The sequence below is a fragment of the Streptomyces avicenniae genome (assembly GCF_000719135.1).
GTDB classification, from domain to species: Bacteria; Actinomycetota; Actinomycetes; order Streptomycetales; family Streptomycetaceae; genus Streptomyces; species Streptomyces avicenniae.
Genome location: NZ_JOEK01000015.1, coordinates 120,370 through 142,568, shown reverse-complemented (window position 1 = coordinate 142,568; position 22,199 = coordinate 120,370). Strand labels below are relative to the sequence as shown.

Annotated in this window: 16 protein-coding genes; 6 read left to right on the top strand and 10 right to left on the bottom strand. The window is 73.4% G+C overall.

The window, feature by feature from the left end:
• Positions 1 to 250 precede the first annotated feature (250 nt).
• The 3 genes from IF27_RS24805 to IF27_RS24795 all read right to left on the bottom strand — a co-directional run bounded on the left by IF27_RS24805 (position 251) and on the right by IF27_RS24795 (position 3,518).
• Positions 251 to 1,174, bottom strand: a complete 924-nt coding sequence (locus tag IF27_RS24805; protein ID WP_052851993.1) for an SDR family oxidoreductase — start codon at positions 1,172 to 1,174, stop codon at positions 251 to 253.
• On the bottom strand, positions 1,171 to 2,001 hold the full coding sequence (locus tag IF27_RS24800; RefSeq protein WP_052851992.1) for an SDR family NAD(P)-dependent oxidoreductase: 831 nt from the start codon (positions 1,999 to 2,001) through the stop codon (positions 1,171 to 1,173). Before IF27_RS24800 ends, IF27_RS24805 begins: the two co-directional genes overlap by 4 nt.
• A gap of 212 nt (positions 2,002 to 2,213) precedes the next feature.
• Complete coding sequence (locus tag IF27_RS24795; RefSeq protein ID WP_052851991.1) at positions 2,214 to 3,518, bottom strand: XRE family transcriptional regulator; 1,305 nt, start codon at positions 3,516 to 3,518, stop codon at positions 2,214 to 2,216.
• 243 nt (positions 3,519 to 3,761) lie between these two features.
• Between IF27_RS24795 and IF27_RS24790 the strand changes: the two genes are divergently transcribed.
• The gene (locus IF27_RS24790; RefSeq protein WP_110946219.1) at positions 3,762 to 6,026 is read left to right on the top strand and encodes an MMPL family transporter; all 2,265 of its coding nucleotides are present in this window, start codon (positions 3,762 to 3,764) and stop codon (positions 6,024 to 6,026) included.
• Between the two features lie 82 nt (positions 6,027 to 6,108).
• Here IF27_RS24790 and IF27_RS24785 read toward each other — a convergent pair whose 3' ends face one another.
• The 6 genes from IF27_RS24785 to IF27_RS31245 all read right to left on the bottom strand — a co-directional run bounded on the left by IF27_RS24785 (position 6,109) and on the right by IF27_RS31245 (position 11,620).
• Entirely contained in the window at positions 6,109 to 7,317 is a 1,209-nt protein-coding gene (locus IF27_RS24785; RefSeq protein ID WP_052851990.1) for a cytochrome P450 family protein, read from the bottom strand.
• Positions 7,278 to 8,546: a cytochrome P450 gene (locus IF27_RS24780; RefSeq protein ID WP_052851989.1), complete on the bottom strand. Its 1,269-nt coding sequence runs from the start codon at positions 8,544 to 8,546 to the stop codon at positions 7,278 to 7,280. The genes IF27_RS24785 and IF27_RS24780 overlap by 40 nt, the downstream gene beginning before the upstream one ends.
• Positions 8,547 to 8,615: 69 nt before the next feature.
• Positions 8,616 to 9,218 carry a GTP-binding protein gene (locus IF27_RS24775; RefSeq protein WP_223291200.1) on the bottom strand — a complete coding sequence of 201 codons (603 nt, stop codon included), beginning with the start codon at positions 9,216 to 9,218 and terminating at the stop codon, positions 8,616 to 8,618.
• Positions 9,196 to 9,543: a DUF742 domain-containing protein gene (locus IF27_RS24770; protein ID WP_052851988.1), complete on the bottom strand. Its 348-nt coding sequence runs from the start codon at positions 9,541 to 9,543 to the stop codon at positions 9,196 to 9,198. Before IF27_RS24770 ends, IF27_RS24775 begins: the two co-directional genes overlap by 23 nt.
• A complete protein-coding gene (locus tag IF27_RS24765) occupies positions 9,540 to 9,995 on the bottom strand; it encodes a roadblock/LC7 domain-containing protein (RefSeq protein WP_052851987.1) in 456 nt (151 codons plus the stop codon). Before IF27_RS24765 ends, IF27_RS24770 begins: the two co-directional genes overlap by 4 nt.
• Positions 9,995 to 11,620 (bottom strand): ATP-binding protein, encoded by a 1,626-nt coding sequence (locus tag IF27_RS31245; protein WP_190233094.1) that lies wholly within the window; start codon positions 11,618 to 11,620, stop codon positions 9,995 to 9,997. The genes IF27_RS24765 and IF27_RS31245 overlap by 1 nt, the downstream gene beginning before the upstream one ends.
• 183 nt (positions 11,621 to 11,803) lie before the next feature.
• Between IF27_RS31245 and IF27_RS24755 the strand changes: the two genes are divergently transcribed.
• From IF27_RS24755 to IF27_RS24745, 3 genes are all read left to right on the top strand, one after another.
• A complete protein-coding gene (locus IF27_RS24755; protein WP_420822048.1) occupies positions 11,804 to 13,606 on the top strand; it encodes an ABC transporter ATP-binding protein in 1,803 nt (600 codons plus the stop codon).
• 33 nt (positions 13,607 to 13,639) lie between these two features.
• A complete protein-coding gene (locus IF27_RS24750; RefSeq protein WP_052851985.1) occupies positions 13,640 to 13,972 on the top strand; it encodes a heavy metal-responsive transcriptional regulator in 333 nt (110 codons plus the stop codon).
• 329 nt (positions 13,973 to 14,301) lie between these two features.
• Positions 14,302 to 15,201 (top strand): hypothetical protein, encoded by a 900-nt coding sequence (locus IF27_RS24745; RefSeq protein ID WP_052851984.1) that lies wholly within the window; start codon positions 14,302 to 14,304, stop codon positions 15,199 to 15,201.
• A 73-nt stretch (positions 15,202 to 15,274) separates the two neighbouring features.
• Here IF27_RS24745 and IF27_RS24740 read toward each other — a convergent pair whose 3' ends face one another.
• Positions 15,275 to 19,819 (bottom strand): FtsK/SpoIIIE domain-containing protein, encoded by a 4,545-nt coding sequence (locus IF27_RS24740; protein ID WP_052851983.1) that lies wholly within the window; start codon positions 19,817 to 19,819, stop codon positions 15,275 to 15,277.
• A gap of 310 nt (positions 19,820 to 20,129) precedes the next feature.
• Between IF27_RS24740 and IF27_RS24735 the strand changes: the two genes are divergently transcribed.
• Entirely contained in the window at positions 20,130 to 20,426 is a 297-nt protein-coding gene (locus IF27_RS24735; RefSeq protein WP_110946218.1) for a WXG100 family type VII secretion target, read from the top strand.
• Positions 20,427 to 20,524: 98 nt separating this feature from the next.
• Complete coding sequence (locus IF27_RS24730; RefSeq protein ID WP_052851982.1) at positions 20,525 to 22,063, top strand: hypothetical protein; 1,539 nt, start codon at positions 20,525 to 20,527, stop codon at positions 22,061 to 22,063.
• Positions 22,064 to 22,199: the final 136 nt, after the last annotated feature.

Below are 22,199 nucleotides of genomic sequence, written 5' to 3'. Positions count from 1 at the left end.
GGGATCACCGGCGGGGCGGGGGGAGGGGGGTGGGGCGGGGGCGTCGTGCATGAGGGGCCTTCCGGGACGGCGGGGGTGCGGCCCCGGCCGTCCGCGGCCCGGTCAGCCGGGTCGTCGCGGTCGCCCACCGGGGGGTGGCACCCGTACGGAACTGCTGGTCCTGCCGGAAACGGGTCTCACCTCCCTGGTCGCGCGGTGTGCGGAACGCGGTCACCTTATCCGACGCGTCGCGCGGGTCCCGGGGGACGGTTCAGGAGGGCCAGGGGTAGGTGACGCCGGTCAGCCGTTCGGACATCTCCCACAGCTCCCGGGCTCGTCCGGGTTCCGCGGCGGCCTTGGGTGGCTTGACGGGGCCGGGTGTCCCCCGGCATTCCAGGCGGCCGGTCGGCCCGTAGAAGCCGCCGGGGGTGACGCCTGGCACGGTCGCCGCGTACAGCGACGGCAGTGCGGCGGCGTCGGCGGGCTGGCCGAGCACCCGTTGGAGCCCGCCGCGGCCGACGGCCCGCGCCAGCCGGGAGCTGTGCCGCTGGAGCCCCGTCAGGCTGAAGCCGGGATGGACGGCGACGCTGGTCAGCCCGGCACCGGCGGCGTCGGCGCGCCGCTGGAACTCCTGGGCGAACAGGACGTTGGCCAGCTTGGAGGTGATGTAGGCGACCATGCCGCGGTAGCCGCGTTCGCTGAGGGGGTCGTCGGGTTCGGCGAGGCGGCTGCGGGCGACCAGGGCGCTGACGGTGACGACGCGTGGGTTGCGGGCGGCGAGCAGCAGGGGCAGGAGCCGTCCGGTGAGGGCGAAGTGGCCCAGGTGGTTGACGCCGAAGGTGAGTTCGAAGCCGTCGCGGGTGGTGCGGCGCTCGGGCGGGTTCATGACGCCCGCGTTGTTGACGAGCAGGTCGAGGGCGCGGGACTCGGCGCTCAGGTGTGCGGCGAAGGCGGCGACCGACGTCAGGTCGGCGAGATCCAGCTCGGCGGCGCGGACCCGGGCGCCGGGCACCTCGCGGCTGGCCCGCCCCGCGGCGGCGCGGACCCGCGCCGGGTCCCGCCCGGCGAAGACGACCTCGGCGCCCGTACCGGCCAGCCGCCTGGCGGTGGCGAAGCCGATGCCTCCGGCCGCGCCGGTGACGACGGCGAGGCGGCCCGACAGGTCGGGCAGCTCCCGGACGGTCCAGGCGGTCACGCGTCGAAGGCGATCGAGACGGCCAGCTCACGGTGGCGCGCGTCGCTCTCGGCGCGGGCGCGTTCGGCCGCGCCCGCGACCTCGTACGCGTCGGCGCCGAGCATGAGGCGCAGCGGCGGGTCGTCCATCCGCGTCACCTCCCGGATGACGCGCGCGGCCTTCGCCGGGTCGCCCGGCTGCTTGCCGGAGGCGGCGCGCAGTTGCTCGGCCATGGCGCCGACCGTCGGGCGGTAGGGCTCGTCGATGTCGGCGATCGCCATCGACGAGCCGCTCCAGTCCGTGCGCAGGCCGCCGGGCTCGATGACGGTCACCTTGACGCCGAACGGGGCGGTCTCCAGGGCGAGTACCCCGGAGAAGCCCTCGACGGCCCATTTGGCGCTCTGGTAGGCGGCGAGGCCGGGCGTGGAGACGCGGGTGCCGACGGTGGCGATCTGGACGATGTGTCCGCCGCCCTGTGCGCGCAGGAAGGGGAGCGCCGCGCGGGTGACGTGGTAGACCCCGAAGAAGTTGGTCTCCATCTGGGCGCGGAAGCTGTCGTCCGGGATGTCCTCGACGGGGTCGAGGTCGGCGTAGCCGGCGTTGTTCACGACGACGTCGATCCGGCCGAAGGCGTCCACGGTGCCCTGGATCGCGGCGCGGACGGCGGCGGGGTCGGTGACGTCGAGGCCGATGGGCCGGACGCGGTCGCCGTGGCGGCTGACCAGGTCGTCCAGTGCGGCGGGGGTGCGCGCGGTGGCGGCGAGCAGATCGCCTCCGGCGAGGGCCTCCTCGGCGATCGCGCGGCCGAGGCCGCGTGAGCTTCCGGTGACGAACCAGACCTGGGGCATGGGGTGGGCGCCTTTCGCGTCCGTCCGCGCGCCCGCGGGCCTCGCGACGAGGCCGCGGCATGACGGACCATACGGGGCAAGAAGGGACGTTCCGGACTGTATGCCCCGCGGGATGCGCGGGCAACGCCGACAGGCCCGCGGTCGCCCGGGGGATCGGGCCGCGGGCCACGGCGGGCCAGGGACGCGGCCCGCGCGGCGCCGGACGCTCCCGGTCAGGCCCGCGCGAGCCGTTCGCTGTCGAGCGTGCGCCGCGCCCGCGCCGCGTGCTCCATGGCGTACAGGCGCACCAGCCCTTCGAAGCGGTAGCGCTCGGGGCCGGTCTCGACGATCAGGTGTTCGTTGGCCAGGGTCTCCAGCGTCCGCCGGACGTGGGCGGCGGGGCGGCGGACGAGCCGGGCGGCGTCCAGGACGGTGACCTCGGTCCTCGAATCGCCGCCGAGCAGCCGGAAGAGCAGCGACGCCTCGTGGTCCAGCCGCTGGTAGGAGGCGTCGAACGCGGCGCGGACCGCGCACCCCCGGTCCTCGCCGTCCGCGAGCATGTCCAGCCGGCTCGTCGGGTCGGCCAGGTCGGCGGCGAGCGTGCGGAGCATCCGGTGCGGCCCGGCCGCCAGCCGCTCGGCGGCGATCCGCAGCGCGAGCGGCAGGTGCCCGCAGGCGTAGGCCAGGAAGCGGGCCGACGCGGGCTCGGCGCCGACGCGTCGGCCGCCCACGACGGTCTGGAGCAGGGCGATGGCGTCCACCGGCGTGAGCGGCCCGACGGGGAGCCGCGCGACGCCGCCGAGCGCGGCGAGCCTGCGGCGGCTGGTGACGACGGCGGCGCTGCCGGGCGCGGTGGGCAGCAGTGCGCGGACCTGGCGCGCGTCTCCCGCGTCGTCGAGCACGACGAGGACGCGGCGGCCCGCCACCAGGCTGCGGAAGACGGCGGCGAGTTGGCCGGGTTCCGCGGGCAGGCTGGCCGCGGGGACGCCGAAGGCGATGAGGAAGCCGGTGAGCACCCGGGCCGGGTCGGTGGGGGCGGCGTCGGGGCCGTAGCCGCCCAGGTCGGCGTGGAGCACGCCGTCGGGGAAGCGTTCCCTCACGGTCTGCGCCCAGCGCAGCGCGAGCGCGGTCTTGCCGACGCCAGGGGCGCCGTCCACGACGACGGTGAGCGGGGTGCCGGTGTCCGTCGCGCGCTCCAGCATGCCGTCGAGGACGCGGAGTTCGGCGGTCCTGCCGACGAAGTTGCCGCCGTCGCCCGGGGGGAGTTGTGCGGGCGGGAAGGACCAGGTGACACCGGAGAGGGTGACGCGGGCGAGCGCGGCGAGTTCGCCGTCGGCGCCGAGCACCCGGTCGCACGCCTCGGCGAGTTGGAGCGTGGGCCGTGCGAGGCCGTTCTCCACCTTGCTCAGCCAGCCGGGGCTGTACGAGGCGAGCGCGGCGAGCCGCCGCAGCGAGATCCCCTCCTCCTCCCGTCTGCGGCGCAACGCCGCGCCGAATCGGTCGAGATGGCCCTGCGTGATCGTGCCGGGACGCTGCATGGCGCTGCCCCTACTCCCTCCGAGACCCCCGCTTTCCATACGGCATCGTACGGAACGTGGTGCGTGACCCACACCACTCCCTTCGCACCCGCACGTGTGATCCACGTCTCGTCGCGGCACCCGATGTCACAGCACGCCCCGCCGTCCCGTCGTGTTCGGCAGCGACCGGAGCACACCGCCGGGAGCCGGAACCCACCGGACGCATCTGGCCCCCACGGGCCGCGAAGCAAGGAGGCAGGCACCATGCCAGGCAATCCCACCGGACGTCTGCTGCGGCACCGCCGCGCGGTCCTCGTCGTCGCCGTACTGCTCGCGCTGCTCGGCGGCGTCGCGGGCGCAACCGTCTTCGACAGGTTGAAGGGCGGCGGGTTCGACGATCCGAACGCCGAGTCGGGCCGCGCCGCCGCCGCGCTGGCGGGGGAGTTCGCGCGCGACGACATGAATCTCGTGCTGCTCGTCCACGCCCCGGGCGGCGTGGACTCCCCCGCCGCCACCCGCGCGGGCACCGCCCTCGGCGAGCGCCTGGCCGACGAGCCGGGCGTCTCCGCCGTCGTCTCGTACTGGGGCGAGGGGCGGCCCGCCCCGCTGCGCGGCGAGGAGGGCGACATGGCGCTCGTCCTGGCAGCGCTGAGCGGCGACGACACGGAGGTCGCCGAGCGGCTCGGCACGCTCGAACCCCGCTACGAGGGCGAACAGGACGGCCTGACCGTCGAGTTCGGTGGAGCGGCCGTCGTCGGCGAGGAGTTGGCCGAGGCGGGTGAACGGGACGCGGTGCGCGGCGAGATGATCGCCTTCCCGCTGATGCTGGTGGTCCTGGTCCTCATCTTCGGCAGCCTGGTCGCCGCCGCGCTGCCGCTGATCACGGGGCTGATCACGATCCTGCTGTCCCTGGGCCTGATATGGGCGCTGGCCTCGGTGACCGACGTCAACATCTTCGCCGTCAACATCGTCACGCTCCTCGGCCTGGGGCTCGCCGTGGACTACAGCCTCCTCGTCGTCAGCCGCTACCGCGAGGAGATCGCGAAGGGGCACGGCACGGCGGAGGCGATCCATCGCACGATGCGTTCCGCGGGCCGCACGGTGGCGTTCTCGGCCGTGACGGTGGCCGTCACGCTCGCCGGGCTGGCCTGGTTCCCGCTGCTGGCGCTGCGGTCGATAGCGTACGCGGGCATCGCCGTCTCCCTGTTGACGGCGCTGGTGACGCTCGTCGTGCTCCCGGCGCTGCTGGCCGTGCTCGGGCCGCGCATCGAGAAGGGGCGGCTACGCCGCCGCAAGGCCCCCCGGCCCGCGACCGAGGCCGCGCCCACGGACGGCTTCTGGCACCGCCTGGCGTCGTTCGTGATGCGCAGGCCGGTGCCGGTGGCGACGCTGGTGGCCGGGTTCCTGCTGCTGCTCGGCGTGCCGTTCCTCGGCATCCAGATGGGCACCGCGGACGAGCGCGCGCTCCCCGAGTCGTCGCCCGCCCGGCAGGTCGCCGAGGACATGCGGGCCCAGTTCGCCTCGGGCGAGAGCCAGGCGCTCACCGTCGTCCTGCCGGAGCCGTCGGGCGGCGCCCCTGAACTGGCCTCCTACGCGGCGGACTTGTCCTCGCTGGACGGCGTGGCCCGCGTGGACACCGCCACCGGCTCCTACGCGGCCGGGCAGCAGGCGGCGGGCCCCGGCCCGCAGCACGCGCAGTACGCGGCGCCCGAGGGACACGACGGCGTGTGGCTGTCCGTCGTGCCGGGACCGGTCGGCGCCGACGAGGCGGAGGCGCTGGTCGGGGAGGTACGCGGCCTGCCCGCCCCGGGCGAGGCCCTGGTCGGCGGCCAGACCGCCGTCAACATGGACGGCATCGACGCCATCACGGACCGGCTGCCCGTCGCCGGGCTCACGCTGGCCGTGGCGATGTACGTCCTGCTGTTCCTGCTCACCGGGAGCGTGCTGCTGCCGGTCCTCGCGATGCTGCTGAGCGCCATCGGCCTCACGGCGACGTTCGGCGCGCTCGTCGCCGGCTTCCAGGACGGACGGCTGGCCGGGCTGCTCGACTTCACCAGCACCGGCGCGATCGTGGGCACGGTGCCCGTGCTGCTGTTCGCCATCGCGTTCGGACTCGGCATGGACTACCAGGTGTTCATGCTCTCCCGCATCCGCGAGGAGTACGAGGCGTGCGGCGATCCGGTGGCCGCGGTCGCGATGGGCCTCGAACGCGTCGGCCGCATCGTCACCGCAGCCGCCGCGACGCTGTCGATCGTCTTCCTGGCGTTCCTCGTCTCCGACATCACCTTCCTGATGGCCCTCGGCGTCTGCCTGCCGCTCGCGGTGCTGATGGACGCCACGCTCATCAGGGGCGCCCTGCTGCCCGCGACCATGCGGCTGGCGGGGCGGGCCACCTGGTGGCTGCCGCGCTGGCTGAAGCCGGTCCACGACCGGTTCGGTCTGCGGGAGGCGGCCCCCGACGACACCCCGGCGGCCACGGCGTACGGCGACTCACCGGCGCACGAACCGGCCGGGACGACCGGCCGCTGACCGCGCGGCGGCACCACGCCGCAGCACCACGCCGCAGCACGGGCCGCGGCTCCCCCGGCCGAGGAGCCGCGGCCCGTCGCGGTCAGCGCCAGACGGGCAGCCGGGAGAAGCCGTTCGACACCAGCGACTCGACCTGCGTCAGGTCGGTCTCCGCGAGCCGCATGCCGGGGAAGCGCTCGAAGAGCGCCGGGAGCGCCACCCGCGCCTCCATCCGGGCCAGCGGCGCGCCGAGGCAGTAGTGCGTGCCGTGGCCGAACGCCAGGTGCTCCCCGGCGGGGCGCGTGACGTCGAAGCGCCCGGCGTCCTCGCCGTGCTGCTCCGGGTCGGTGCCCGCGGCGAAGAACGACAGGAGGATCGGGTCGCCCCGGCCGAGCGTCACCCCGCCGTCCAGGGCGATGTCCTCCGTCGCGAACCGCAGCGGCAGGTTGGCGACCGGCGTGGACCAGCGCAGGGTCTCCTCGATCACCGCGTCCCACGTGACCTCGCCCTTCCTGACCAGTTCGAGCTGGTCGGGGTGGGTGAGGAGGGCGTGTATCGCGTTGCCCAGCAGATGGACGGTCGTCTCGTGACCGGCCGAGAGCACGAGCAGCAGCGTGTCGAGCAGTTCCTGCTCGGTCAGCCGGTCGCCGCCGTCGCGCGACGCGATGAGCCGGGTCGTCAGGTCCTCGGCCGGTTCCGCGCGCTTGGCGGCCACCAGGGAGGTCAGTATGGCGTAGACCCCCTGGAAGGTGGCGACGACCTCCTCCGGGTCGGCCGACGTGTGGAAGATGCTGTCCACCGCCGCCTCAAGGCCCGCCTTGGCGGTCTCCGGGATGCCGTACAGCTCGCAGATGACCCTTATGGGCAGCGGGTTGGTGTACGTCTCCCGCAGATCGACCGGCTCCCCCGCCGGGACCGCCGCGATGGCCTCGATCAGCTCGTCCGTGAACGTCCTTATGCGGTCGTGCAGCGCGTTCGTACGCCGCGCGGTGAACGCGGGGGCGACGAGCTTGCGCAGCCGCGAGTGCTCCATGCCGTACGCGGTGAACATGTTGCGCACCACGACCCAGCTGTAGAGCGACCAGGTCGGCGGTATGCGGTCCGCTATGAAGTCGGGCCAGTGCTGCCTGGGGTCCTTGGAGACGCGGGGGTCGGTGGTCAGCTTCTTGATCAGGTCGTGGCGGGTGATGGCCCATGCCTCGATGTCGCCCGGCAGGACGACCCGCACCGCGGGGCCGCCCTCCCGCAGGCGCGCGGCCTCTCCTGCGACGTCTAGGCCACGGGGATCGAGGACGAGGGGCTCGCGTTCCATGGTGTGCTTCCCTTCTGATCGGGTGAGATCGGCGTGAAGGAGGCGGGGAGGGCGGCCAGCGCCCGCTGGAACGGACCGGGCCGCCAGACCAGTTGCTCGTAGGGAACGGACAGGCGGATGTCGCACAGCCAGTTCGTGAGGCGGTCGATCGCCGTGACGGCGATGAGCAGGCCGGGCTGCTGCATGGGGCAGGCGTGCGGCCCCGCGGCGAACGAGAGGTGTGCCCCCGCGTCGGAGCGCGGCCCGCCGCGGCGGCCGGTCGGGTCGGTGTTGGCCGCCGCGTAGGAGATCAGCACGGGGGTGCCCGCGCGGACCCAGGTCCCGTCCAGGTCCACGTCGCGCAGCGGGTAGTGCGCCGAGTAGTTGGCCATGGGCGGGTCTTCCCACAGCACCTCGGTGATGGCGTGCTGGGACGTCAGCGAGCCGCTGGAGATGGTGCGGTAGTAGCGCGAGTCGGACAGCATGCGCGCCAGGGCGTTGCCGATCAGGTTGGTGACGGGCTCGTGCCCTGCGCTGAGGGACAGCAGCAGCTGCCAGACGACCTCTTCCGCGGTGAGGCCCTCGGGGTGGTCGAGCAGCCAGGTCGTGAAGTCGTTGCCGGGCGCGCCCTGTTTCGTGGTGACGGCCTCCACGATGTAGTCCTGGAGTTCCTGGATGCCCTTGGCGGCCTCGTCCGACTCCGAGTCGAACATGCGGGCCATCGCGGTGACCAGGCGCGCGCTGGACGAGGGTGGCAGGCCGAACAGGCCGTTGAAGATGATCAGCGGCAGCACACGGCAGTACTCGCTGATGAGATCGACCTGTCCGCGCTCGCCGAAGTTCTGGATCAGCTCGTCCGACGCCTGGTGGACGAGCTGCCGCAGGTCGTACGGCTCGATGAGCGCGACGCTGTCGGTCAGCGCGCGGCGCAGGCGGGTGTGGACCTCGCCGTCGTTGAACAGGGCGTTCGGCCGCCAGGCCATCATCGGCAGGATCTCGCTGTCCTGCGGGACGGTGTGCTGCCACACCCGCGGGTCCTTGGAGAAGGTCTCCGGGTCGTGCAGCACGCGCAGCGCCATCCGGTAGCTCGTGACGAGCGTCGCGCCGATGCCGGGCGCCAGTTCGACGGGGGCGCAGGCGCCGTAGGTCCGCAGGCGGTCGTAGACCGCGTGCGGATCGGCGGCGAAGTCCTCCCCGTACAGCGGTACCCGCTCCGGCGACCCGGCGCCGCCAGGTGTGGGGTGGTTCACGGTTCTCCTCAGTCCTTTCTCACGCCCTGCTCGGCCACGCCACGGTCACCACCGGTCGAACGCCGCGTGTCACGGCTGCTGTTCGAACTCCGGGACGGCGAGGAGATGTTCGGCGAGGGCCAGCAGGGCGTCCAGCGACGTGCGCCGGTCGCGCGCGTCGCAGGCGATCATGGGGGTCTCGGGCGCGAGGTCGAGCGCCGCGCGCAGCTCTTCCTCGGGGTAACGCGGCGAGTCGGGGAAGAGGTTGAGCGCGACCGCGTACCGCAGGTCCTGCCGTTCGATCAGGCCCATGACCTCGTACGAATCCGCTATCCGGCGGGTGTCCGCGAGGATGAGGGCCCCGAGGGCGCCCTGTGTCAGGTCGTCCCACAGCGCCTGGAAACGTTTCTGTCCCGGGGTGCCGAAGAGGCAGAGCGCGAGGTCGTCGCCGAGCGACATGCGGCCGTAGTCGAGGCCGACGGTCGTGGTGGTCTTGTCCTTGAGCCCGTCGAGGTGGTCCACGACCGCGCCGGTCTCGGTCATCACCTCTTCCGTGCGCAGCGGCGGGATGTCGGAGAGCGTGCGGATGATCGTCGTCTTGCCGACGCCGAAGGGGCCGCTGACGATCACCTTGACGAGCCGCTGGTCGGGGTTGCGCAGGTAGATGTCCCTATTGGAGTGCGCGGAGTCCACGGATCACCCTTTCGAGGAGCTGCTGATCTGGTTTCGCGTCGGACTCGACGGGGGCCGGGGCCCGCACGATCAGCAGTCCCTGGTCGAACAGGTCGCTGACCAGGACCTTGACGAAGATGACGGGCATCTCCAGGTGCGCGGCGACCTCGGCGAGCGGCAGCGCGCCGTGCTGGAGGATCTCCAGGACGCTCCGCCCCGAGCTGGTCAGGTCGGAGGGGAGGTGATCGGTGGCCGCCCGCAGCACGGTCAGCCGGTCGAGGACGTTGCGGCTGGGGTGGGTACGGCCGCCGGTCCACAGGTACGCCGGGATCAGCCGCCGGCTCATGCGTACGCGCCGTCCGTCCCGGGCGGGCCGCCCTGGCCTCTGAGGTCGCGTCTCGGCGGGCTGACCATCGCCTTGCCGAGCGTCTGCACCTGCTTCTGCATCTCGTAGGTGACGTTGTCCATCGCCACGTTGGGGCCGGTGAACACGGCGAGGTAGGCGCCCTCGGCGGCCGGGATGACGAAGACGTAGCCGTGCTGCGTCTCGACCATGACGGTGCGCAGGAGGCCGCGGCTGCCGAAGTACGTCTCGCTGGTGCCGCGTCCGGCCGCGAGGAACGAGGCGAGCACGGCGGACAGCTTCTCGGCGGCCTCCGGCTCGATGCCCGAGTGGGCCTCGAAGAATCCGTCGGCCGTGAGGATCATGGCGTGCTGGACGTCCGGGACCTTGAGGATCGGCTTCAGGACGAAGGACAGGTCGGCCTTCGCGCGCGGGGGGGGCAGATGGGTGTTCATCAGCTCTCGCTTTCTGGCTCGTCCACGGCGGCGCGGCCCCGCGCGGTGCCCCGTTGGAAGGCGCCCATGCGGGAGGCGGCGTCCTCGGGGTCGCGCAGGTACGCGGCGGGGTCGGGGTCCGGCTGCGCGGCGGGGTCTGCGGGGGCCGCGTGGGCGGCTCCGGCGTCGCTGATCGGCTTGCGGTAGTTCCAGCCGGAACTGCGTTCGTTGCGCCGCTGCGGCAGTTGCGGGAGGGCGCCTTCGCCGGACGCGGGGGCGGCCGGTTCCGCCGCGGGCCCGGGAGCGGCCGGGGGCGCCGGGGCCGCCGGGGCGGCGGGACCGGCGGCGGGCGCCGGGGTTTTCGTACCGGTGTTTCCGGGGGATACGGGGGACACGCTGTTGTCGGGACCGCCGGTGGGGGTGAGGTCGCCCGTGCCGGACAGGGCCGCGGGGTCGAACGGCGCGGCGGGCGCCGGACGGTCCAGCGCGGGGCTGCGCGGGGGGTCCGGGGTCCACAGCGGCGCGACCGAGCCCGTGGTCGGCTGGGCGTAGTGGATGGGCAGGGGGACGGACGCCTCGGTGGGCGTGGTGAGCAGGTGTTCCGGCACGAACAGGACGGCCTTGACGCCCGCGTAGTGCGAGGGCTCCACCGAGACGGCGAGGCCGTGGGCCGCGCACAGCTGGCCCATGGAGGCGAACCCGCAGCGGGGCGGGTCGCCCAGTTCGGCCAGCTCGATGGGGTCCTCGGCGGCCAGGAGGCGGCGGGCGCGGCGGTACTCGTCGGCGTTCATGCCGATTCCGGCGTCCGAGACGACGACGACGGCGCCGTTGTGCGCGCGGTGCAGCGAGACCTCGACGGCCAGCGAACCGTGCGAGTGGTGCACGGCGTTGGCCATCAGCTCCGCGAGGACGACGGCCACCGGTTCTGCGGCGCGGTCCACGACGGCCACCGGCTTCTGGAGGTGGCTGACGATGCGGACCCGCTCGTAGTCGGGGATGCGGGAGCTGGCGCCGACCGCGAGGGCCTGGAGTTCCGACTTGCTGCGGACCAGGCCCGCGCCCGCGCCGCAGACGACGCGGGTGACCTGGATGCGGCGCAGGATCTGTTCGTTGAGGTAGTCGAGGGCGGCCAGGGCGCCCGCGAGGTCGGGGTCGTCGTACTTGTGCAGCAGTGCGTCCACGGAGGTCTGCATCTGGTAGCACATGGTCTGCAACGTGATCGTCGCGCCGCGGACGGCCGACTGGGCGGCGCCGTCGGTGCGCAGCCGCTCGGCGACGAGGGCGTCCGTCATGCCGGACAGGACGGCGTCGAGCGCCTTGCCCGCCTCGCCCGCGGCCAGTTCCTCGTGGAGCGGGCCGGGGATGCGGACGTGGGGGTGGCGCGCCGCCTGTGCGAGGCGGGGGAGGCGCTTGGGGAGATGGGCCAGTTCCTCGACGAGCATGCGTTCGCGCCGCTGGACGTCCGCGAGTCTGCTCTGGAGCGCGGCGAGCTGGGCGTCGGAGGCGTCGGCTCTCGTGGTGACCGTCTCGGCGCGGTGCCGGGCGGCTGCCGCTCGGCGGCGTTCGCGCATCAGGAGGGTGAGGAACAGGACAGCGAACGCGCTGCCCAGGGCCAGACACGCGACCAGCACTGCCGGTATCTGCATCGTGTGGGACTCCGTACGGTTGCGCAAATCCCGGCGTGGGGCCGGGTGGTGGCGCAGAGTCAAACAGGCATCGCCCGTCGGATGCAAGGCGAACGGCGCCCCTTCCGTCGCGGGCAGCAACCGTGCGGCCTCGCAGCGCGTCCTTGCCCGAGGGCCCGTGCGGGGTCCGGAAAGGTGTTCGTGGTGACGACGCACGAGGAGAGCGCGGGAAGCCCGCCGGGGGCGGACGGCGCGGGCGCCGGGGACGGGCCGCGCGCGTGGCGCGTGCTCGCCGGGTACGTCAGGCCGCATCGCCGGGTGCTTCTCGGGGGCGCGTTGTTGTCCTTGCTGACGAGCGCGAGCGGCCTGGCGCTGCCGCTGGTCGCCCAGCGCCTGATCGGCAATCTGAGCGAGGAGCGGCCCATCGCGCCCACGTTGGTGCTGATGAGCGTCCTGGTGGTGACGAACGCGGCGGTCGGCGGCTTCGGGCACTACCTGCTGCAACGGGCGGCGGAGTCGGTCGTGCTCACGGCGCGCCGCTCGCTGACGGCGACGCTGCTGCGGCTGCGGATCTCGGCGGTGGACGCGACGGAGCCCGGCGACCTGCTGTCCCGCGCGACGTCCGACACGACGCTGCTGCGCGCCATGACGACGGACTCGCTGATCGGGTTCGCGACGGGCGGCCTGACGCTGGTGGCGACACTCGTGATGATGGGCCTGGTCGATCTGGTGCTCCTGGGGGTCACGCTGGGGGTCGTCGCGGTGACGGCCGTGGTGATCGGCGTCGTCGTGCCGTCCATCCATCGCGCCAGCAAACAGGCGCAGCAGTCCGTCGGGCGCATGGGCGCGGCGCTGGAGCGGGTGCTGGGCGCGCTGCGCACGGTGAAGGCGTCGGGGGCGGAGGCGCGGGAGACGGCGGCCGTGCACGCGGCGGCGGAGGACTCGTGGCGTGACAGTGTGCGGGCGGCGAAGTGGTCGTCGCTGGCGGGGAATCTGGCCGGTCTGTCGATGCAGGTCGCGTTCATCACGGTGCTGGGTGTGGGCGGCGCGCGGGTGGCGACGGAGTCGATCGACGTGGCGACGCTCGTGGCGTTCCTGCTGTACGTGATGTACCTGATGGCGCCGATCGGGCAGACGGTGAGCGCGGTGACGCAGTACCAGGTCGGCGCGGCGGCGATCAGCCGTATCGAGGAGGTGCGGCGGCTGCCGCGCGAGCCGGAGGCGGCGGCGCGCCCGGCGGCGGGGGCCGGGGGTGAGGGCCCGGCGGCCGTGCGCTTCGAGGACGTCCGCTTCCGCTACGGCCCCGGGCAGCCGTACGTCCACCACGGGGTGACGTTCGACGTGCCGCCGCGCGGGCTGACGGCGTTCGTCGGCCCGTCGGGCGCGGGCAAGACGACGGTCTTCTCGCTCGTCGAGCGGTTCTACGACGCGACGTCGGGCCGCGTCCTGCTGGACGGCCGCGACGTGACCGCGTGGGACATCGGCGCGCTGCGCGGCGCCATCGGCTACGTCGAGCAGGACGCGCCCGTCCTGTCCGGCACGCTGCGCGAGAACCTGCTGTTCGCCGCGCCGGGCACGGACGAGGCGGCGCTGGCCGAGGCGTTGCGCACGAGCCGTCTTGACGGGCTGGTGGCGCGGCTGCCGGACGGCCTGGACACCGTCGTCGGGCACCGGGGCACGAAGCTGTCGGGCGGCGAGCGTCAGCGGGTGGCCATCGCGCGCGCCCTGCTGCGCCGCCCGCGGCTGTTGCTGCTGGACGAGGCGACGTCGCAGCTGGACGCGGTGAACGAGGCGGCGCTGCGCGACACGGTCGCGGACGTGGCGCGGACGACGACGGTGCTGGTCGTCGCGCACCGGCTGTCCACGGTGGCGTCGGCCGACCGCATCGTGGTGATGGACGCGGGCCGCGTGCAGGCGGTCGGCACGCACGGCGAACTGGTCGCGGGGAACCCGCTGTACGCGGAGCTGGCCGCGACGCAGTTCCTCGCCTCGGCCGAACTCGGCTGATTCCGCACCCTGTCGCGTCCCTATCCTGGGGGCATGCGCATCGGGACGTTGGCCCACGCGGCGGGGGTGACCGCCAAGACCGTCCGTTTCTACGAGCGCACGGGGCTGCTGCCGGAGCCACCGCGCACGCCGTCCGGCTACCGGGACTACCCGCCGGAGAGCGCGGACCGCCTGGCGTTCATCCGGGGCGCGCAGGCGGCGGGGCTGAGCCTGTCGGAGATCCGTGACGTGCTGCGTGTGCGCGACAGCGGGCAGGCGCCGAGCGGCCCCACGGCGGCGCTGATCGCGGGCCATCTGCGGCAGGTCGAGGAGCGGCTCGAAGACCTGACGCGCACGCGCAACGCCTTGCGTGATCTGGCGCCTTGACGGTCCGACCGGTGGTGGGGCCGTTCAGGGCGGGGGCGCGGGAACGTCGCGCGCGCCGGAGGGTGGACGGGCGTTCGCATAACGGATTCGTAATTGTTCGCGAGCAAAATCGGACGAACCGCGATATTCCGCCGCAGAGGCGATTACCCGATTACCGTACGAGGTGATGAAATCGCGGGGTATCCGGCCGCCTTGCCACCAGGCAGCGGCCCTCTCGCTTCGGCGGCAAGAATTCCCGCAGGTCGCAGACTGCCCCTCGCGAAGCGTGATGCATCCGCCTCGTGCCGTCTCGACCACGGTTCTCCGCCCCGCATGCAGGGAGCACTCAGGTGCAGCGTTCAACCAACAAGCGTTCCGTCCTCAGATCCGCCATCGGCGTGGTCAGCGTCACCGGGCTCGCCGGCCTGTCCCTCGTGGGCCTCGGCGCCTCCCCCGCGCTGGCCACCGACTCGTGCGGCGAGGTCACCATCGAGAACTCGACCGACGGCGGGGCCACCTGGTCCACCACCGGTCGTTACACCGGCGGCGCCCCGACCACCATCTCCGTCCGCCTCACCGGCAACATCACCGAGGGCTGCGAGTACCCCGTCTCGCTCGCGTCCTACAACGCCGAGGGCCCGTCCTGGGAGACCTCCGGCACGCAGTCGTTCCTCGGCTGGGACACCACGGTGCTCAGCAGCGAGACGCCCGAGGACACCCTCGACGTCAGCGCGTACGTGCCGACCTGCTTCGGGCAGATCGACCTGTACGGCAACGGCACCAAGTACGACGGCACCGAGGGCAACGGCGCGCTGCCGCACTACCCGAACTCCCCCACGCCGCAGAACCTGATCGCGGCCTGGAACGGCGAGTCGCCGTGCGAGCCCGAGACGCCGACGGAGCCGCCGACCGACGAGCCCACCGAGCCCACCGAGGAGCCGCCGACCGACGAGCCGACGGACGAGCCGACCGAGGAGGCCCCCAGCGAGGAGCCCACGGACGAGCCCACCGAGGAGGCGCCGGAGACCCCCGTCACCCCCGTGCCGGTGCCCGACACCGACCTGGGCGGCGAGGTCCCCGTGGGCGAGCCCATCGTCCTGCCGGTCTCCGAGACCCCCGACCTGGCCGAGACCGGCGGCAACGGCTCGCAGCTGACGCTGTTCGCCTCCGTCGGCGCGGGTCTGCTGGTCCTCGGCGGCGGCGCCGCGTTCTTCGCGAAGCGCCGTGGCGGGAGCAACACCCCCGCCTGACGCCCTGCTCCACACGGAAGCGGCCGGACCCCTCGGGGCCCGGCCGCTTTCCTGTGCGCGCTCGCCCACCGCGTCAGGGCGCGGGCGTCGTCACCGTGAACGCCGTCCCGTCGCCGAGGTGCAGGATGCCCTTGCCCGGCGTGACCTGCTCGGCGGCGGCGCTGCGCGGCAGCTTCGCGCCGATCAGCTCGCCCGAGCGGTGCGACGCCGGGGAGAGCAGCACGCCGCGCCTGGCCTTCTTCGCCTCGACCTGCCAGCCGGAGAAGCCACCGCCGATGTCGCCCTCGTCGCCGCCGAGCACCAGGTAGCGGCCCAGATCGGCGCCCTGCGTGATGATCGCCTTCAGCTCGGGGTCGGCGTCGCAGCGGCGCAGATCCTCCGCGTCGTCCACGAACACCACGATCGGGTGCTCCTTGGACGACGTGCTCAGCGCCTCGCGGACCTCCTTCTCCGAGATGTCGTCCCCGGTGAAGACCTGCACCACGCCGTCCCTGCCCGCCAGGTCACGCAGCGGCGACGGCCGCGGCGCCGCCACCACGACGCGCACCCCGCGCGCCAGGTACGAGTCGGCCAGCATTGCCAGCACCGTGGACCGCCCCGACTTGGCCGGGCCCGCCACGATGAACGCGGGCGTGCCCTGCGCCAGGTCGGGCCCGTAGCCCATCAGTTCGTCGCCGCCCACGCCGATGAGGCCCCACAGGCGCGACTCGGACGCCTCCGGGTCCCGCTTCTCCCAGGCGTCGGCGAACGTGAGGCGGCTGGGCAGCACATCGACGCGGAACGGACGGCGCGCCCGCGCGACCGCGCGGTCCCGCTCCGCCGCCCAGTCGCCGATCGCCGTCAGCGCGGCGGCCTGCGCCTGGCCCGACAACTCGTCCGCCAGCACGGCCACCTGGATCTGCGTGGCGGCCTGGTTGCGGAACATCCGGCCGTCCGGCACGTCGTCCGGCACCTTCCGCGACGTGAGGCCGACGCCCGAGTAGTCGCCCTTGTCGGCCAGCCGCAGCGCGTACTTGTCCTCGGTCAGCGTCGCGATCCGGCCGGACAGCACGGTGCGGTCGCCCGCCACGATCATGTGGATACCGACGCTCGCGCCCTCCCGGAAGATGACGAACAGCTCGTCGGACAGCGCGCCGTGGTCCACCTCGCCCAGCGTGTTGGTCCAGCCCTCCCAGCGGTCCAGCAGGACGACGATGTGCGGCAGCCGCTTGCCCGGCTCGGCCGTCGCCCGCTGCTCGCTGATGTCGGCCAGCGCGTCGGCGGACAGCAGGTCCTGGCGGCGGTCCATCTCCTGCCGCAGGCGGCGGATGAGGCGGCGCACGCGCTCGACCTGGTTACGGGTCACGACCGCGCCGCAGTTCGGCAGCTTCGTCAGCGCGTTGAGCGCGCCGTTGCCGCAGTCGATGCCGTACAGGTGGACGTCCTCGGCGGAGTGGACCCAGGCCAGCGACCCGGCGATCGTCCGCAGCGTCTGCGACCTGCCGCTGCGCGGCGCGCCGCCCAGGATCATGTGGCCGAAGGTCTTGAAGTCGATCGCCACCGAACGCCGCGCCTGCTGCTCCGGCAGGTCCTCCACGCCGAACGGCGCGGCGGGCAGCGTCCCGGCGGGCGCCGGGTGTTCGAGGTCGCGCAGCAGCACCTGGCCGTCGAGGGCCGGGAGCCACGGGCTGTGCTGCTTCGTGAAGCCGAGCTGCCGGTCCGCGTCGATGACGGCGTCCACCAGGACCTTCAGGTCGGTGATCTCCTCCTCCTCGGACTTGGCGCCGGGCGGCTTGCGCAGCCGGCCACGCCCGAGGCCGTTCCAGTCGAGGACCGCCGACCAGGGCCGCGCCACCGCCGGATCGACGGCGCCGGGCCGCCGCCCGCCGACACGTCCCGACTGGAACGGCACGAGGGAGGCGTGCCCGAGCCTGACGTACGCGCGCCCCGGCGTGGACTTGGCGATGAACCCGGCGTCCGGCGCGTCGATGACGTCCGTGGACTCGCTGCCGTCCGTGACGCGCAGCGCGATCCGCAGGTTGGTGTTGGCGCGGATCTCGGGCGAGACGACGCCGCTGGGCCGCTGCGTGGCCAGCAGCAGGTGGATGCCGAGGGACCGTCCGCGCTGCGCGATGTTGACGAGGCCCTTCACGAAGTCGGGCAGTTCGCGGACCATCGAGGCGAACTCGTCGATGACGATGAGCAGGCGCGGCATGGGCGCGAGCTGCCCGGGGCTGCGGCGCACGAGGTCCTGGTAGTCCTCGATGTCCTTCGCGCCGACGTCCGCCAGGATGTGCTCCCGGCGCGTCAGTTCGGCGCCGAGGGAGGCGAGGGCGCGTTCCACGAGGTAGTTGTCGAGGTCGGTGACCATGCCGACGGTGTGCGGGAGTTGCACACAGTCCTTGAACGCGGAGCCGCCCTTGTAGTCCACGAGGACGAACGTCATGTTCTCGGGCGTGTTGGCCACGGCGAGGGACGCGACGATCGTCTGGAGCAGCTCCGACTTGCCGGAGCCGGTGGTGCCCGCGATCAGGCCGTGCGGCCCGTCGCGCCGCAGGTCGATGGAGAACGCGCCGTCGTAACTCTCGCCGATGACCGCCTCGGTGGACTGGCCGCCGAGGCGCCAGCGCGCCGCGATGGCCCCCGAGGTCGGCGGCTCCATCTCGATCACGTCGAGCAGGCGGCTCGCGGACGGCAGCGCCGCGTCCTCCGACTCGCCGCTGATGTCCCGCAGCGGCGCCAGCGAACGGGCCAGCAGCTCGCACCACTCGGGCAGCACCCAGTCGGGACGCACGCCGCGCACGCGGAACGCCCCGGCCTGCTCCACGCGCAGCCGGTCGGCGGTGGTCGCCGGGCGCGCCTCCTGCGCCGAGCCGGGCGCGCTGCCGGGGACGGCCAGGAACGTGTGGAACCCGGTGGCGTACCCGGGGTTGCGCGGGGTGCCGCCGCCGGGGAGCGGGCGGTCGGGGTTGGGCTCGGCGACGACGACCGCCTGGCACTCGCCGGGCAGGAACCGCTCCTCGTCGTCCACGCAGATCGCGAACATCGAGGCCGCCGGGCCCTCGCGCAGCAGCCGGATCACGCCGGGCAGCGACCGCATACGGCGCGAGCCGTCGAGGACGACGACGATGTCGGCGTCCTTGAACGTCGTCTGGCCGCTCGACCTGGCCTGCTTGGCGGCCTTCTGGCGTGCGTCGAGGAGCTGGGTCAGCTCGGCGATGCGGGCGCCGACCGTCTCGGCGTCGGAGCCGAGCAGCACGTTGGCGTCCTGCTCGGCGGCGGGCCGCGCGTGCGGGAGCCAGCGCAGCCACTGCCAGGAGTACTGGCCTGAGCCGTCGGTGAGGACGTACAGCTGGACGTCGGTGGGGCTGTGCAGCGCGGCGATCTGGCCGAGCGACCAGCGGGCCAGGGCGCGGGCGCTGTCGCCCCCGCCCGCGTAACCGACGACGCCGAGGGTGCGCAGCGGGAGCGTCACGGGGGCGTCGGCGATCTTCCAGGCGACCTGGCGCTTGTGCTCGTCCTGCTCCGGGTCGTTCAGGACGACCTCGGAGTCGGCCTCGACGGTGCCGACGCGCAGCAGCAGGTGGTCCTGGTCGGCGCGGCGGCGCTCCCACAGGCGGGTGCGCGGGCCGGTGGTCTGGGCGAGGACGGTGGCGGGGTCGGGGGCGGCGTGGCGGCGGGCGAACCGTTCGGCGATCAGCGCGTCGCGGGCGTCCTTCTCGATCCTGGCCTTGCGTTCCTTGTACTCGGCGAGTTTCTGCGCGTGCGTGATCCGGCCGCGCTTCTTCTCCATCGCGTTGTTGGACAGCAGCAGGATCGGGCTCATGAAGGCCATGAGCAGGAACTGCCAGCGGCCGGTGAAGTAGGCCATGGCGACGGCGGCGACCAGCGGGAGCAGCGCCATCAGCCAGGGCACGGGCCGCCGTTCGCGTTCGCCCGGCGGCCTCGGCAGGTTGAACTTGGTCTGCCGCTCGGGGGGCAGGATGCGGGGCGGGCGGTTGTAGTCGAGCCCGGCGCCGTCCTCGGAGACCTTGAGGGCGGCGTCCGGCGGGAAGTACGGCGTCAGCTCGAACAGCGAGTCGCCGACGGCGAGTTGTTTGCCGAGTTTCCAGTCGGCGCGGTCACCCTCGGTGTGGACGAACGCCTCGCCGTCCATCGTCGGCTGTTCCGGCGTGTAGACGGTGACCTTGCAGGTGCCGTCGGCCGCGACGCGCAGGGACATCGCCCGCTCGGGCAACGAGGCGTCGGCGACGTGGATGTGGACGTCCGGGCTGTTGCCGATGTCCACGCGCCCGGTGGCGATCCGGTGCACGGCCCCGGCCGCCGGGCCGCCGACGACGCGGAGTTCGACGGTGCCGGCGGGCTCGGCGGGCCAGCAGCCGCTCGGGTTGTGCAGGCTGACGACGGTGCCCTCGCGCAACGGCGCCTGGACGAGCGTCAGCGCCGGGTCGAGGTACTCGCCCGCGACGAACAGCGGGGTGCCGCCGGGACCGCCGGGCTGCCCGCCGTGCGACGGCGCGCCCACCGCGCGCATCAGTTCGGGCGTGAGGGCGCCCACCGGGGTCTCGTCCGCCGCGTCGATCACCGTGTCCGCGCTGCGGCCCCCGACCGGGTCCACGACTGTCAGGGTCAGACGCACGCTGTTCCTCCCGTTGCCGCACAGCATTCGCTTGCCTGAACACGACCATAAGCCCATCCGGGTGGCCGGTGACACCCAGGCAGGAGGCCCGCACGGAACGGCCACGTACGCGGGGAACCGCGGGGCCCGCCGCGCGCGTCCCCCCAGGGGAACGGGACACCGGGGGCGGCCCCTTGAGCGGGGTACCGCGCCTTCTCGTCCCGGACGTACGCTTGAACGGGAACCGGCTCGGCCGGGACGCCGGGGCCGCAACAGGCAATCCAGCGGCAGGGTTTCGCGCCCGCCGCTTTCGCAGAGGAGGGGATGTGCCATGGCTGGCGACATGCAAGTCACATATCAGGAGATGCGGGACGCGGGTCAGCGCCTCAAGACCGAGTGGCAGACGCTGGACAGCAAGCTCGACGAGCTGCAGTCCTACATCCAGGGTCTGGTGTCGGACGGGTATGTGACGTCCCGCTCCTCGCGCCGCTTCGACGAGGCGTACCGCGAGTTCACCACCGGCGCCAAGAAGGTGCTCGAAGGTCTCGAAGGCATGGGCGGCTTCCTCCAGACCGCCGCCGACACCCTTGAGGAGACGGACGCCGGGCTGGAGAGCTCGCTCGGCTGACCGCGCCCCGACGCGTGACGGTGCGGTACGGGAGGCGTCCACCGCCTTCCGTACCGCACCGTATGGTTTTCCGGGCGGAAACACGGTAGAACGGGGCCATGTCCTACGTGCCCGACTTCCGTTTCCGTCGCGAACAGGTCACGGACGCCGCGGGGAAGGACCCGTGGCGGCGCCAGGAGGCGTTCTCCACCGAGATCGACCCGTCGGCCATCAGGGACAGCGCCGTCGCCTACCGGCGCGCGGCCGAGGAGTCCGACGTCACGATCGACCTGGGGCAGCGGGCCTCCGCGCTCGCCGCCGACGCGGGCTCGGCGAACGGCTCCTCCCTCGCGGACGCGCCCGCCAGGGACGGCCAGACGCGCCGCCAGTCGGACCCCGAGGGCATGGAACGGGCCGTCACCGCCCTGCTGCGGGCGGCGAACCTCGCCGTCGAGACCGAGGAGAGGGTCGTCGCGTTCATCGAGGACGGCGGCCTCGACGTCAAGATCTCCCGCCTGTCGGCCGAGGCCGTGGAGGAGTGGAACGGCTGGAACTCCGCGCTGGCGGACGCCGTCCCCGGCGGCGGGAGCCCGGTGGGTCTCGGCCAGGACAACACCGCGCCCGGCATGCTCGCGCCGCCGGTGACGGTGGCGCACGCCGGCTCGTCCCAGCTCATCTTCCCGACGCTCGACGACGGGCAGGCGTTCTACCGATTGCCGCCGCGGCTCGGCGAGGAGATCAGGAAGAAGTACCTGGACAAGGCGGGCGACGCGGCCCGCGCCTGCGACGAGGACATCGCCGACGAGATCACCGCCTACCGGCGCACGCTCGCCGCGTACGCGCAGGTCATCGACGCCGAGCACGTGGACCTGTCCGAGGGCCCGCTCGACATCTTCACCACGCCGCAGATGGCGGAGTTCGCCGGGCGCGAGGTCGCCGCCGAGCTGGAGAAGGACCGGCCCAACGCCGAGGCGCTGGAACGCTGGACGGCGGTCATGGGCGCGATCGTGGACGACGTCCTGCCGCAGGCCCCGCCGTTCGACGGCGAGGACGGCGCGCCGCTGCGCGTGATGACGCTGTGGGAGGCCGCGTACCTGCGCACGTTCTACGACCAGCTGGAGCCGAGTCACCTGAGCACGCTGGGGCGTTACCTCTACGAGGACAACGAACTCCTGCTGAACTCCCAGGCGCCCAAGCTGGAGTACGGCAGCTACCACCGCGACTACCGCGGCGCCGAGAACCTGGCCGACGGCGTGCAGCTCCTCCTCGACCCGGCGGCCGGGGGCATCGACCCGGCGACGCCCGTGGGCCGCGACGCCGTCCCCGAGGCGATCGCGCGCCACGTCTACGGCCCGCACGTGGCGCACCCGGGCGCCGAGGGGTCGGACGAGGCGCTGCACTTCGGCACGCTGATGAGCACCACGGACGTGGCGTCGGGCGAGCAGTTCAGCCGCGACCTGCTGGCGCTCTCCGACGCGCTGCGCGACCGGCACGAGGTGCCCGGCTCGTACTTCTCCGACAGCTACCGGGAGCACCACGGCCAGCTGGAGCCCGCGCCCTACCGGCGCGGCGAGGTGCAGGAGCTGTACGAGGGCGTGTCCGGCCTGGAATGGGCGGCCCGCCGCAACGCCGCCTTCGCCCCGGCGACGGTGGAGTGACCCGCCCGCGTCCCGGCAGCGGTGACGGACTGGCACTTCCCGTTCACGCGTTCTAGGGTAAGTGCCCCTGGTTCACAGGCCGTTGCCTTTCCCGTGGAGTGGGTATGAGTGAGCGCCCACGCCGGGATGCCCGGGA